The sequence below is a fragment of the Variovorax sp. GW821-FHT10C12 genome, assembly GCF_059415405.1.
Genome location: NZ_JBWKNE010000004.1, coordinates 48,593 through 61,880, shown reverse-complemented (window position 1 = coordinate 61,880; position 13,288 = coordinate 48,593). Strand labels below are relative to the sequence as shown.

Genomic DNA, 13,288 nt, shown 5'->3' with positions numbered 1-13,288 from the left:
GGCTAAAATCCACCAGTTACCTACAACCCTTAGAGGGAATCAAATGAGCGATATCGAAGCACGTGTCAAGAAAATCATCGCCGAGCAGCTCGGCGTGGAAGAGTCCCAAGTGACGAACGAAAAGGCTTTCGTGGCCGACCTCGGCGCTGACTCGCTCGACACGGTCGAACTCGTGATGGCACTCGAAGACGAGTTCGGCATCGAGATCCCGGACGAAGACGCAGAGAAGATCACGACGGTGCAGAACGCCGTCGACTACGCCACCAAGAATCAAAAGGCCTGATCGGCCAGCTGACACTGCAACGACGGCCGGCGGCTCTTTTTTCAACCGCCCGCGCCGCTCGGCAGCTGTCCAGCGCTTCCAGAAAGGTTTGCCGGCATGACCAAACGCCGCGTCGTCGTGACCGGACTCGGTTGCATCGCTCCTGTCGGAAACACCGCAACCGAATCCTGGACCAACCTGTTGGCCGGGAAGTCGGGCATTGCGAACATCACCGCGTTCGATGCAAGCGCCTTCGCCTGCAAGTTCGCCGGTGAGGTCAAGGGTTTCGACATCACCCAATACATCTCGGAGAAAGAAGCGCGTCACATGGACCGCTTCATTCATCTGGGACTCGCCGCCGCCATCCAGGCGGTGCAGGACAGCGGACTGCCGACCGGCGACGCGCTGTCCTATGAAAAGGCCGTGCGCATCGGCTGCAACATCGGTTCGGGCATCGGCGGTCTGCCGATGATCGAGCAGACGCACGGCGAATACGCGAGCCGCGGCCCGCGCCGCATTTCGCCGTTCTTCGTGCCGGCGTCGATCATCAACATGATCTCGGGCCACGTGTCGATCAAGTACGGCTTCAAGGGCCCGAACATCGCCGTCGTGACCGCCTGCACCACCGGCCTGCATGCCATCGGCACGTCGGCACGCATGATCGAGTACGGCGACGCCGACGTCATGATTGCAGGCGGTGCCGAATCGACCATCTCTCCGCTGGGCATCGGTGGCTTCACCGCGCCTCGCGCGCTGAGCACCCGCAACGACGATCCCGCCACGGCCTCGCGCCCGTGGGACAAGGACCGCGACGGCTTCGTGCTGGGCGAGGGCTCCGGCGTGCTGGTGCTCGAAGAGTACGAACACGCCAAGGCGCGCGGCGCCAAGATCTACGCCGAAGTCTCCGGCTTCGGCATGACCGGCGACGCGTACCACATGACCGCGCCCGACGTCGACGGCCCCCGCCGTTCGATGGCGATGGCACTGGCCAATGCGGGTGTCAACGCCGACGAGGTCCAGTACCTGAACGCGCACGGCACCTCGACGCTGATCGGTGACCTCAACGAGACCAACGCGGTCAAGCTCGCCTTCGGCGATCACGCGAAGAAACTCGTCGTCAATTCGACCAAGTCCATGACCGGCCACCTGCTGGGCGGCGCGGGCGGCATCGAATCGGTGTTCACGGTGCTGGCGCTGCATCACCAGAAGAGCCCGCCGACGATCAACATCTTCAACCAGGATCCGGAGTGCGATCTCGACTACTGCGCCAACGAGGCGCGCGATCTGAAGATCGACGTCGCGGTCAAGAACAACTTCGGCTTCGGCGGTACCAACGGTACGCTGGTGTTCAAGCGCGCTTGAGCGTCGCTCTCCCATGCACAGCGCACCGTCGGTGACCTATCCGGTGGGGCGCACCCGCGGCGCAACCCGGATTCTCCTGGCCCTTTGGACCCTGGGCGTCTGCTGCGCGGGCGCGGCTTGCTATCTGTTCGATAGCAATGGCTGGCGCCAGCTGCTGCTGCTCCTCAGCGTCGTCTTTTCCGGTGTCGCCGCGGGCTTTGGCCTGCGGCGGGACGGTGCAGCCACGTTGCACTTCGACGGATCGCACTGGTCGCTGACCGGTGCCGATCCGACGCGTGGCGTGCTCGCCGCGCGCGCCGTCGTGGCGCTCGATTTCCAGTCGCTGCTGCTGATCCGCCTGGCCGAACCCGGCCGCGCGGCGCGTTGGGTCTGGCTCGAGCAGCGGGCCATGCCCGAACGCTGGCGCGACGTGCGCCGTGCGGTCTACGCGCGGCCCCCGGCGGCCGAACCGGCCGGCGACCCCTGGCGCGCGACCGCTCCGGCCGATGCGCCCTGACCCGTTTCGATGACCACTTCCTTGCCGCCCGCGCCCCCGGAGTCCGCGCCGCCCGATGGGGCGGCCGAGGCGCCGCGCCCGGGTGAGGTCGACTTCCAGCTGGTCCAGCGCACCGTCGCGGGCGACCAGAAGGCGTTCGAGTTGCTGGTCATCAAGTACCAGCGTCGCATCGAGCGCCTGATCGGGCGCATGGTGCGCGATGTCGACCTGATCGAGGACATCGCCCAGGAAACCTTCATTCGCGCCTACCGCGCGCTGCACCAGTTCCGCGGCGAGGCGCAGTTCTACACCTGGCTGTACCGGATCGCGGTGAACACCGCCAAGAAGGCGCTGGTGGACATGAAGCGCGATCCGACCGTCTCCGAAAGCGCACTGCGTTCGTCCTCGGACGACGAAGATGAAACTTACCGCCCTGGAAACGAACCAACCACCGATGAAACCCCCGAATCGGTCATGGCGGCGAACGAAATCGCCAGTGCCGTCGAGGCTGCCATGGAAGCGCTCCCCACGGAGTTGCGCCAGGCGGTCACGCTGCGCGAGATCGAGGGGATGAGTTACGAAGAGATTGCCGAGGTCATGGATTGTCCGATCGGCACGGTGCGTTCGCGTATTTTCCGGGCGCGCGAGGCCATTTCGGCCAGGGTCAAGCCGCTGCTGGACAACCAGTCCGGCAAGCGTTGGTAGATCAGCAGGTGAATGACATGAATCAGACGATGACGGTTCGGGAACAGGTGTCCGCACTCGCGGACGGCCATTTGCAGGGCGAAGCGTTCGCGCGTGCGATCGAATCCGTCTGCGCTGAAGACGACTCGCGCGACGCCTGGCACGCGTACCACGTGGTGGGCGATGTGTTGCGCTCGTCGGCGCATTCGCGCTGCAGCGACACCTCGGCCTTCCTGGCGCGCTTCCAGCAGCGGCTTGCTGAAGAGCCGGTCGTGATCGCTCCGCCCGCGGCCGTGGCGCCCTTGGCCGCTGTGCCGGCTGCGATGCCCGTGCGGCAGCGTGCCGAAGCGGCCAACGAGCCGGTGTTCCGTTGGAAGCTGGTGGCGGGCGCCGCGTCGCTGATGGCCGTGGCGGCCATCAGCTGGACGCTGGTCGGCAACGGCGCCGCGGTGCCGAGCGGCGGTGCCCAACTTGCCGCGGTGCAGCCGCCCGTGGCGAACTCGGTGCTGGCGGCCGCAGCCGGTGGCAGCGAACTGCCGGGCAACGGTGCCCTGACACCGACCCGCGTGCTGGTCGGCAGCGGCAATCCGCAGGTCATGCTGCGCGATCCGCGCCTGGACCAGCTGCTCGAAGCCCACCAGCAGGCCGGTGGCGCATCGCAAATGCCGTCCGGCTTCCTGCGCAACGCCACCTTCGAGGGCCCCACGCGCTGATTGCGCGCCCGTCGCCGCCTGCAATGACCGTTGTTCACATGCCGATTTCCGCACGCACCCTGGTGCTCGCGTTTGCTGTTCTTTGCCTGGGGCAGATGGCCACCGCGCAGACCCGCTACGGTGCGGCGAACACGAAGAGCGTGCCCTCGGCGCAGACCGACGAACCGCCGGCCATGGGCGTGACCGAATGGCTGCAGCGCATGCATGCGGGCGCACGGCAGCGCAGCTACGTGGGCACCTTCGTGGTGTCGGCCCCGGGCGGTGACCTGTCGAGCGCGCGCATCTGGCATGTGCGCGACGGCGATCACCAGTTGGAGCGCATCGAAGCGCTGTCGGGCCCGCCGCGCTCGACCTTCCGGCGTAACCGCAACGTGATGACCTTCCTTCCCGAGGCGAAGGTCGTGAAGGTCGAGAAGCGCGAGAACCTCGACCTCTTCCCCAATCTGCCCGACAAGCCCGATTCGTCGGTGGGCGACTACTACGACGTGCGCGCGATCGGCAAGGACCGCGTCGCGGGCTTCGATACCGACGTGGTGCAGCTGGTGCCGCGCGACGGCCTGCGCTTCGGCTACCGCATCTGGAGCGAGCGACGCTCCGGCCTCGTGGTGAAGCTCCAGACCGTCGACAGCGACACCCGCGTGGTCGAGCAGTCGGCGTTCTCCGAGCTGCAGCTCGACGCGCCCGTGAAGGCACAGGCGCTCGCGCAGATGATGGCCAACACGAACGGCTACCGCATCGAGAGGCTCGAACTCGAGCGCAGCACGGCGCAGGACGAAGGCTGGATGCTGCGCACACCCGTGGCCGGATTCAAGCCTCGAAGCTTCTTCCGGCGCCCCGCGTTGCCCGGCAGCGACGGCAAGCCGCCCAAGCCCGAGGCGACCACCGTCCAGTGGACCTTCTCCGACGGCCTCGCGACGGTCTCGCTCTTCATCGAACGCTACGACCCCACGCGCACGCCGGGCGACGGCGTGCTGACCATCGGCGCCACCAACGCGATCCGCCGGCGACTGCCCGCACCGGCCAGTGACTGGTGGCTGACCGCGGTCGGCGAGGTGCCGCAGCAGACGCTCAATGCCTTTGCCCAGAGCCTTGCGCGCACGCGCTGACGGGCGATGGGCTGACGCCATGCAGGCGCTCATGCTGAACCAAGCTGGCGTCGCGCACTCATAGCCTCTGTCGTTATTTGCAGCTCTGTTCTTTTTGAAAGACAACCGATGATGTTCAAAGTCGAGGGACACAAGCTTCGTTCCGGTCTGCTGGCCTTTGCGCTGGCGCTGACGGCCGGTGCCACTTTCCTGCCGGTCGAGTCGGTGCATGCGCAGACGCGCACGCTGCCCGACTTCACCGACCTGGTCGACCAGGTCGGTCCGTCCGTGGTCAACATCCGCACCGTCGAGAAGGTCGCGCAGCGTGGCGGCGGCAACGGCGAGATGGACGAGGAGATGCAGGAGTTCTTCCGTCGCTTCTTCGGCCAGCCGACGCCGGGCACCCCGCGCCAGGGACCGCGCCCGAACCGTCCGCAGCAGGAAGAAGAGCGCCCGCGCGGCGTGGGCTCGGGCTTCATCCTGACGGGCGACGGCTACGTCATGACCAATGCACACGTGGTGGAAGACGCCTCCGAGGTGCTGGTCACGCTGCCCGACAAGCGCGAGTTCAAGGCCAAGATCATCGGCGCCGACAAGCGCACCGACGTGGCCGTGGTCAAGATCGAAGCCACGGGACTGCCCGCGGTGAAGGTGGGTGACATCTCCAAGCTGCGCGTCGGCGAGTGGGTGATGGCGATCGGTTCGCCTTTCGGCCTCGAGAACACCGTCACGGCCGGCATCGTGAGCGCCAAGCAGCGCGACACCGGCGAGTACCTGCCGTTCATCCAGACCGACGTGGCCATCAACCCCGGCAACTCGGGCGGCCCGCTGATCAACATGCGCGGCGAGGTGGTGGGCATCAACAGCCAGATCTATTCGCGCTCGGGCGGCTTCATGGGCATCTCGTTCTCGATTCCGATCGACGAAGCCATCCGCGTGAGCGACCAGCTGCGCACCTCGGGGCGCGTCTCGCGCGGCCGCATCGGTGTGCAGATCGATCAGGTCACCAAGGACGTGGCCGAAGCCATCGGCCTGAGCAAGGCGCAGGGTGCGCTGGTGCGCGGCGTCGAGGCCGGTTCGCCGGGCGAGAAGGCCGGCGTGGAGCCGGGCGACGTCATCACCAAGTTCGACGGCAAGGCCATCGAGAAACCGAGCGACCTGCCGCGCCTCGTGGGCAACACCAAGCCGGGCACCAAGAGCACGCTCACCGTGTTCCGCCGCGGCAGCGCGCGCGACCTCAGCGTGACCATCGCCGAGATCGAGCCCGACAAGCCGGCCAAGCGCGCGAGCGATCGTGACGAGCCGGCCGCGAAGCCGTCTGCCTCCGCAGCCCTGAAGTCGCTGGGCCTCGGGGTCAGCGACCTCACCGACGCGCAGAAGAAAGAGCTCAAGCTCAAGGGCGGCGTGAAGGTCGATGCCGCCAACGATGCTGCCGCGCGGGCCGGCCTGCGCGAGGGCGACATCATCATGGCCGTGGGCAATCTCGAGGTGGCGAATGCCCGCGAATTCGAGGCGGCGGTCGCCAAGGCGGACAAGGGCAAGCCGCTGAGCGTGCTCTATCGCCGAGGCGACTGGGCGCAGTACGCCCTGATCCGACCCGCACGCTGATACGGCGCCGGCGTCAAGTGGCCCCACCCGGCAGTCGGGTTTGGGGCCATTTTTTCGAGGTGTTTACGACGCTTCGGCGCTGGCCTCTAAAAAAATCCGGGGCCTTGAAAACGCCAAAACTTGTTTGCATTCACTAACTTATAAAAGGCCTAAGGACGAATTTCGGTAGAATAGACAGCTCCTGGCGGCCAGTCAGCGCATAAAGAGGGCGATGGCCTTCACGATGCGAGATGTCAGACAGCCGTCCACCGGTGCTCCACAGATCGCCCACAAGTTGTTCAGTGAGTGCTCCACCCATCCTGTGGATAACCTGTTTGTATCTTTGATGTTGTGGACCTGCAACGAGCCCTTTGGACCCTGTTCCCGGATGTACGTGCTTCCCTTTTTGCCTACAATGAAGTTCCAACTACTGCAGTTGCCATTGCTTGTTGGTTCAGGGCGCGTCTCCAGAAGACGCGCCCTTTTTTCTTGGCCTCGCCCCTCGGCGCCCGAGCCAATTCAAGTACTTAAGCGTTCCCGTTGATGAATCACATCAGAAATTTTTCGATCATTGCGCACATCGACCATGGCAAGTCGACACTCGCAGACCGTTTGATCCAGCGTTGCGGCGGTCTCGCTGAACGCGAGATGGAAGCGCAGGTGCTCGACTCGATGGACATCGAAAAAGAGCGTGGGATAACCATCAAGGCACAGACCGCCGCGCTGCACTACAAGGCACGCGATGGACAGGTCTACAACCTCAATCTGATCGACACGCCGGGCCACGTCGACTTCTCGTACGAAGTGAGTCGCTCGCTGTCGGCATGCGAAGGCGCATTGCTCGTCGTCGATGCATCGCAAGGCGTCGAAGCGCAGACGGTGGCCAACTGCTACACCGCACTCGACCTCGGCGTCGAGGTGATCCCGGTGCTCAACAAGATCGATCTGCCGAACGCAGACCTCGACAACGCGCGCACCGAAATCGAAGACGTGATCGGCATCGACGCGACCGACGCGATTCCGTGCTCCGCAAAAACCGGCGTCGGCATCGACGAGATTCTCGAGACCATCGTCGCGCGCATGCCCGCGCCGCGCGGCAATCCCGACGGCCCGCTGCGCGCGATGATCATCGACAGCTGGTTCGACGCCTACGTCGGCGTGGTCATGCTGGTGCGTGTGGTCGACGGCCGCCTCGTGAAGGGCGAGCGCATCAAGATGATGGCGTCGGGCGCGATGTACAACGCCGACAGCATCGGCGTCTTCACGCCCGCCAACGAAGCGCGCGCGTCGCTCGAAGCCGGCGAGGTGGGCTACATCATCGCGGGCATCAAGGAGCTGCAGGCGGCCAAGGTCGGCGACACGGTCACGTTGATCCGGCCCGGCACCGGCGGCGCGGCCGCCACGGCCACCGAGGCGCTGCCCGGCTTCAAGGAAATCCAGCCGCAGGTGTTCGCGGGCCTGTACCCGACCGAAGCCAGCGAGTACGACTCGCTGCGCGACGCGCTCGAGAAGCTCAAGCTCAACGACTCGTCGCTGCGCTACGAACCCGAAGTGAGCCAGGCGCTGGGTTTCGGCTTCCGTTGCGGCTTCCTCGGCCTGCTGCACATGGAGATCGTGCAGGAGCGCCTGGAGCGCGAGTTCGACCAGGACCTGATCACGACCGCGCCGAGCGTGGTCTACCAGGTGGTGCGCAACGACGGCGAAGTGATCATGGTCGAGAACCCGTCCAAGATGCCCGACGTCGGCAAGATGGCGGAGATCCGCGAGCCCATCGTCACCGTGCACCTGTACATGCCGCAGGAATACGTCGGCTCGGTCATGACGCTGGCCAACCAGAAGCGCGGCGTGCAGCTGAACATGGCCTACCACGGCCGCCAGGTCATGCTGACCTACGAGATGCCGCTGGGCGAAATCGTGCTCGACTTCTTCGACAAGCTGAAGTCGGTGAGCCGCGGCTACGCCTCCATGGACTACGAGTTCAAGGAGTACCGCGCCTCCGACGTGGTGAAGGTCGACATCCTGCTCAACGGCGACAAGGTCGATGCGCTGTCGATCATCGTGCACCGCAGCCAGTCGCAGTACCGCGGCCGGGCCGTGGTGTCGAAGATGCGCGAGATCATTTCGCGCCAGATGTACGACGTGGCGATCCAGGCGGCCATCGGGGTCACGATCATTGCGCGTGAGACAATCAAGGCGCTTCGCAAGAACGTGCTCGCCAAGTGCTACGGCGGCGACATCTCCCGCAAGAAGAAGCTGCTCGAGAAGCAGAAGGCGGGCAAGAAAAGAATGAAGCAGATCGGCTCCGTCGAAGTCCCGCAAGAGGCCTTCCTCGCGATTCTGCAAGTCGAAGACTGATCACCACGAACATGGCATACCTCACCACCCTGGTTCTCGCGGCGTTCGCCAGCTACGTCGGCGCCTGGTATTTCGGCGCGCTCGAAGGCAACTTCGCGCTGCTGCTGTTCGTGGCCACGGTGGTCACCGGGGTCTACTGGCTGGCCGAGCGCTTCTACTTCCTGCCGCAGCGCGAACGCGCCGCCGCCGCACTCGACAGCTCCATCGCCGAACGCAACACGCGGCTGGCAGGGCAGGGCATCACCCAGGTCGACACCACCGACGCCAAGGCCAGCGAGCGCCTGCTGATGCAGCCCTGGTGGCTCGACTGGACGGCGGGTCTGTTCCCGGTGATCTTGGTGGTGTTCCTGCTGCGCTCGTTCCTGTACGAGCCCTTCAAAATTCCCTCGGGCTCGATGATGCCCACGCTGCTGACCGGCGACCTGATCCTGGTGAACAAGTTCACCTACGGCCTGCGCCTGCCGGTCATCAACACCAAGATCACCGACGGCACGCCGCTGGCGCGTGGCGACGTGGTGGTGTTCCGCTACCCGCCCAAGCCCAGCATGGACTACATCAAGCGCGTGGTCGGCATCCCGGGCGACGAGGTGGCCTACCTGAACAAGAAGCTCACGATCAACGGCCAGCCGGTGGGCAAGGCCCCGATCGCCGACTACCTCGATGGTGAGTCGATGCGCATCCTGAAGCAGTTCGACGAAGACCTCGGCGGCAAGCAGCACAAGATCCTCAACGACGAGAACGCCCCCGCCTTCGTGCCGGGCGCCAGCGACTTCCCGTTCCGCGAGAACTGCCGCTACTCGGTCGAGGGCGTGGTGTGCAAGGTGCCCGAAGGCAACTACTTCATGATGGGCGACAACCGCGATAATTCGGCCGATTCCCGTTTCTGGGGGTTCGTGCCGGACAAGAACATCGTGGGCAGGGCCTTCTTTGTCTGGATGAACTTCGGCGATCTCGGTCGCATCGGTCCGTTTCAATAATTAATCAACAGTCAACGTTACTGTTCGAGGGGTAAGAGGGCATGAGAACCAACAGTCGGTCCGTCCGTGGCAGTGCCGCGCACCAGCGCGGCATCTCGTTCATCGGCCTGGTGTTCGTCGCGGCGGTGCTGGGCTGCGCGGGCGTCGTCATCGCGCAGGTCATTCCGACGCTGATCGAGTGGCAGGCCATCGACAAGGCCGCCAACAAGGCCAAGGAAGGCGCCACGGTGCCCGAGATCCGCGCGATCTTCGACCGCGCCCAGGCCATCGACGACTTCAAGTCGGTCAGCGGCCGGGACCTCGAGATCAAGAAGGTGGGCGACAAGGTCGTCGTGTCGTATGCGTACGAACGCGAGATTCCCCTGTTCGGGCCGGCCTACCTGACGCTCAAATACAAGGGCGCGTCCCGCTGACCGCGGTGTCGAACAAGAAGGTGGACGGCAGCCTCGTCGCGCTGCAGGCGCGCCTTCAGCACACGTTTTCGGACCCGCGGCTGCTTCAGCTCGCGCTCACGCACCGCAGTTTCTCGGCCGATCACAACGAGCGCCTCGAGTTTCTCGGCGACTCGGTGCTGAACCTGGCCGTTTCGCATCTGCTGTACATCCGTCTCTCGGCGTTGCCCGAGGGCGACCTGTCGCGCGTGCGGGCCAACCTGGTCAAGCAGGACACGCTGCACCAGCTCGCGCTGGGGCTGGCGTTGTCGCCGCTGTTGCGCCTGGGCGAGGGCGAAGCCCGCTCGGGCGGCCCGAACCGGCCCTCCATCCTGGCCGACGCGCTCGAAGCGCTGATCGGCGCGGTCTACCTCGACGCCGGCTTTGCCGCCGCGCAGGCGCTGGTGCACCGGCTCTACGAGGCGGTCGAGATCAATCCGCGCATGGAGGCGGCCGCGAAAGACCCGAAGACCGAATTGCAGGAATGGCTGCAGGGCCACAAAATGAAGCTGCCGGTGTACCGCGTGGCAGCGACGCTGGGTGCAGCGCACAAGCAGACCTTCGATGTCGAGTGCGAGGTGCCCGAGCTGGGCCTTCGCGAGCGCGGCATCGGCGGCTCGCGCCGCGCCGGCGAGCAAGCTGCCGCGGCCGCCATGTTGATCCGGCTCAAGGCACGCGGCGCCGCGTGAAATCAGAATGAACGATGTGACCCATCCCGAAGCGGGACCCGAAGACACCGCAGGCGACACGCCTGCCACCGGGCCGCAGCACTGCGGCCTGATCGCCATCGTCGGCAAGCCCAATGTGGGCAAGTCGACGCTGCTCAATGCACTGGTCGGCCAGAAGATCAGCATCACCTCGCGCAAGGCGCAGACCACGCGCCACCGCATCACCGGCATGCGCACGCTGGGCGCCACGCAGTTCGTGTTCGTCGACACGCCGGGTTTCCAGACCCTGCATGCCAACGCTCTGAACAAGTCGCTCAACAAGACCGTGCAGGGCGCGGTCGGCGACGTCGACCTGATCCTGTTCGTGGTCGAGGCCGGCAGCTTCACGCCGGCCGACGAGCGCGTGCTCAAGCTGCTCGGCAAGGGCATCCCGACCGTGCTGCTGGCCAACAAGCTGGACAACGTGCACCGCCGCGGCGACATCGCGCCCTGGCTGCAGACCATGCAGGCCAAGCACAGCTTCGCCGAATTCGTGCCGATGTCGGCCAAGAACGCGAAGGACGTCGAGCGCCTGTTCGGCATCTGCGAGAAGTACCTGCCCGAACAGCCCTGGTTCTACGACGAAGACGAACTCACCGACCGCAGCGAGAAATTCCTCGCCGGCGAGCTGGTGCGCGAGAAGCTCTTCCGCCTCACGGGCGACGAGCTGCCCTACACCTCGACCGTCATCATCGACAAGTTCGAGGAAGAGCCGCCCCAGAAAAAGGGCCAGAAGCGCCTGCTGCGCATTGCCGCCACCATCGTGGTCGAGCGCGACGGCCACAAGGCCATGGTGATCGGCGACAAGGGCGAGCGCATCAAGCGCATCGGCATGGAAACCCGCGTCGAGCTTGAGAAGCTGGCCGACGCCAAGGTGTTCCTCGAGCTGTGGGTGAAGGTGCGCTCCGGCTGGGCCGACGACGAAGCCCGCGTGCGCTCCTTCGGCTACGAATGAAGTGGCCGCCGCTCATCGCGTTTCGCATGAACCGGCCTACGTGCTCCATCGCTACGACTGGAGCGAGTCGAGCCTGATCCTCGAGGTCTTCACCCGCCACCACGGGCGCATCGCGCTCGTGGCCAAGGGGGCGAAGCGGCCGAGTTCCAATTTCCGTCCGGTGCTGCTGCCGCTGCAGCCGCTGCAGCTCAACTACGGCGGCGACGCCGAGATCCGCACGCTGAAAGGCGCCGAGTGGATGGGCGGCCACGTCATGCCGACGGGAGAGGCGCTGCTCTCGGGCTACTACGTCAACGAACTCCTGCTGCGCCTGCTGGCGCGCGACGACGCGCACGAGGCGCTGTTCGACGCCTACACCGGCGTGGTGCAGGTGCTGGCCGGCGACCACGCGGGCGCCCAGGCCGCGACACAGGCCGCCGCGCTGCGCGCCTTCGAACTGCTGCTGCTGCGTTCGGTCGGCCTGCTGCCTTCGCTCGACGCGCAGACGCTCACCCTGGAGCCGCTGGCGGCCCGCACGCGCTACAGCCTCGTGCCGGAAGCCGGCCTGCGCCAGGCGGCCAAGGACGAGGCCGCGCTGGCCGGTGCCGACTGGCGGGCGCTGCAGAGCGTGCTCGACGATCGCACGCCGTTCACCGCCACCCTGCGCGAGGTCGCGACGATGAACGTCGGCAGCAACAGTGCCCTGCGCAACCAGCTGCGGGCCTTGCTCAACTACCATTGCGGCGTGACCACGCTGCGCACGCGGCAGATGATGAGAGACCTGCAAGCGCTCTAGCCCGGCGCACGATCGATCGAAACGCCAACCTGAGAACCGAAGCCATGCGTCTGGGTGTCCTCGTCTACGTCGACGACAAGAAAGAAATCGTCGACGAGTTCCACTGGCTGTACCGGAGCATGATCGTCTCCGGCGTCTTCGCGCGCGGCGGGGAGCTGATCGCGGTGTGCCACCCGAACGTGATCGCCCGGCTGCCGACTGACGACCGGATCGTCGTGATTCCGGGCCTGCCCTACGCCGACCAGTACGCCGAGTGGGCCGGCTACGGCTACATCAATTCGATCGCGAACCTGTGCGACCCGGCGGTGCTCGCCGTATGCCGCAACTACGACGCCATCCTCAAGACCGACTGCGACACCTTCGTCACGCCGGCGCTGGCCAGCTTCGAGCCGACTGGCCTGTGCTTCGGCTTCGGCGCCTATGCGTACCAGGAAGAGGTGCGCCGCAAGCTGTCCGAGTGCAGCGCGCGCTGGGGCTTTCCGCATTCGGGGCTGCACAACGTGGGCGCGTCGGTGCTGGGGCCGACCGAGTTCGTGGGCAACTTCGTGCAGGCCCAGCTGGACTACTGCCACAAGCTGCTCGACGAAGAGTTTCGCGACTTCCAGGGCGAGTGGCCCGGCTGGTGCAAGAACGTGCTCACCATGTACGCCGGCGAGCTGGCGCTGCGGCGCACCTACCCCCAGCGCTGCTCGCTGGGCCTGCTCGACCACCTGCCGTACACCGACCGCAGGCTGGGCGGCGACGTGCTGCACATCCACGGCTGGCACACCGACCAGTACTGGTCCAAGCATCATTTCCGTGCCGGCGCCTACGACCACATGGCGCCCGGCGACATCGACAGGACGACGCTCGGCGGCTACTGTCACTGGCTTGCTGTCACCCCCACCGACGACCTCCGGGCCGGCGCGGGCGGCGCATGA

General features: G+C 65.8%; 14 protein-coding genes. All 14 read left to right on the top strand.

Features of this window, described 5'->3' with window-relative positions; all coding sequences use genetic code 11:
* The first annotated feature begins 43 nt into the window (after positions 1 to 43).
* The gene (gene acpP, locus AC07OH_RS19680) at positions 44 to 283 is read left to right on the top strand and encodes an acyl carrier protein (protein WP_007830471.1); all 240 of its coding nucleotides are present in this window, start codon (positions 44 to 46) and stop codon (positions 281 to 283) included.
* A gap of 96 nt (positions 284 to 379) precedes the next feature.
* The gene (gene fabF, locus AC07OH_RS19675) at positions 380 to 1,624 is read left to right on the top strand and encodes a beta-ketoacyl-ACP synthase II (RefSeq protein WP_153282466.1); all 1,245 of its coding nucleotides are present in this window, start codon (positions 380 to 382) and stop codon (positions 1,622 to 1,624) included.
* A gap of 13 nt (positions 1,625 to 1,637) precedes the next feature.
* Positions 1,638 to 2,120 (top strand): hypothetical protein, encoded by a 483-nt coding sequence (locus AC07OH_RS19670; protein WP_492681506.1) that lies wholly within the window; start codon positions 1,638 to 1,640, stop codon positions 2,118 to 2,120.
* Positions 2,121 to 2,129: 9 nt separating this feature from the next.
* Positions 2,130 to 2,804 carry an RNA polymerase sigma factor RpoE gene (rpoE, locus tag AC07OH_RS19665; protein ID WP_307694818.1) on the top strand — a complete coding sequence of 225 codons (675 nt, stop codon included), beginning with the start codon at positions 2,130 to 2,132 and terminating at the stop codon, positions 2,802 to 2,804.
* 17 nt (positions 2,805 to 2,821) lie between these two features.
* On the top strand, positions 2,822 to 3,496 hold the full coding sequence (locus AC07OH_RS19660; protein WP_495301825.1) for a sigma-E factor negative regulatory protein: 675 nt from the start codon (positions 2,822 to 2,824) through the stop codon (positions 3,494 to 3,496).
* Positions 3,497 to 3,534: 38 nt separating this feature from the next.
* Positions 3,535 to 4,602: a MucB/RseB C-terminal domain-containing protein gene (locus AC07OH_RS19655; RefSeq protein ID WP_495301824.1), complete on the top strand. Its 1,068-nt coding sequence runs from the start codon at positions 3,535 to 3,537 to the stop codon at positions 4,600 to 4,602.
* Positions 4,603 to 4,710: 108 nt separating this feature from the next.
* Complete coding sequence (locus AC07OH_RS19650; protein WP_492681500.1) at positions 4,711 to 6,189, top strand: DegQ family serine endoprotease; 1,479 nt, start codon at positions 4,711 to 4,713, stop codon at positions 6,187 to 6,189.
* A gap of 522 nt (positions 6,190 to 6,711) precedes the next feature.
* Positions 6,712 to 8,523, top strand: a complete 1,812-nt coding sequence (gene lepA, locus AC07OH_RS19645) for a translation elongation factor 4 (protein ID WP_489057954.1) — start codon at positions 6,712 to 6,714, stop codon at positions 8,521 to 8,523.
* An 11-nt stretch (positions 8,524 to 8,534) separates the two neighbouring features.
* The gene (gene lepB / locus AC07OH_RS19640; RefSeq protein ID WP_489057955.1) at positions 8,535 to 9,500 is read left to right on the top strand and encodes a signal peptidase I; all 966 of its coding nucleotides are present in this window, start codon (positions 8,535 to 8,537) and stop codon (positions 9,498 to 9,500) included.
* A gap of 41 nt (positions 9,501 to 9,541) precedes the next feature.
* Entirely contained in the window at positions 9,542 to 9,913 is a 372-nt protein-coding gene (locus AC07OH_RS19635) for a DUF4845 domain-containing protein (protein ID WP_489057956.1), read from the top strand.
* Between the two features lie 20 nt (positions 9,914 to 9,933).
* Positions 9,934 to 10,620 (top strand): ribonuclease III, encoded by a 687-nt coding sequence (rnc, locus tag AC07OH_RS19630; protein WP_489058338.1) that lies wholly within the window; start codon positions 9,934 to 9,936, stop codon positions 10,618 to 10,620.
* A gap of 7 nt (positions 10,621 to 10,627) precedes the next feature.
* Complete coding sequence (era, locus tag AC07OH_RS19625) at positions 10,628 to 11,593, top strand: GTPase Era (protein ID WP_495301823.1); 966 nt, start codon at positions 10,628 to 10,630, stop codon at positions 11,591 to 11,593.
* Between the two features lies 1 nt (position 11,594).
* Positions 11,595 to 12,368, top strand: coding sequence for a DNA repair protein RecO (gene recO, locus AC07OH_RS19620; protein WP_495301822.1), 774 nt, complete (start codon positions 11,595 to 11,597; stop codon positions 12,366 to 12,368).
* A gap of 44 nt (positions 12,369 to 12,412) precedes the next feature.
* Positions 12,413 to 13,288, top strand: coding sequence for a DUF7164 domain-containing protein (locus AC07OH_RS19615; protein ID WP_495301821.1), 876 nt, complete (start codon positions 12,413 to 12,415; stop codon positions 13,286 to 13,288).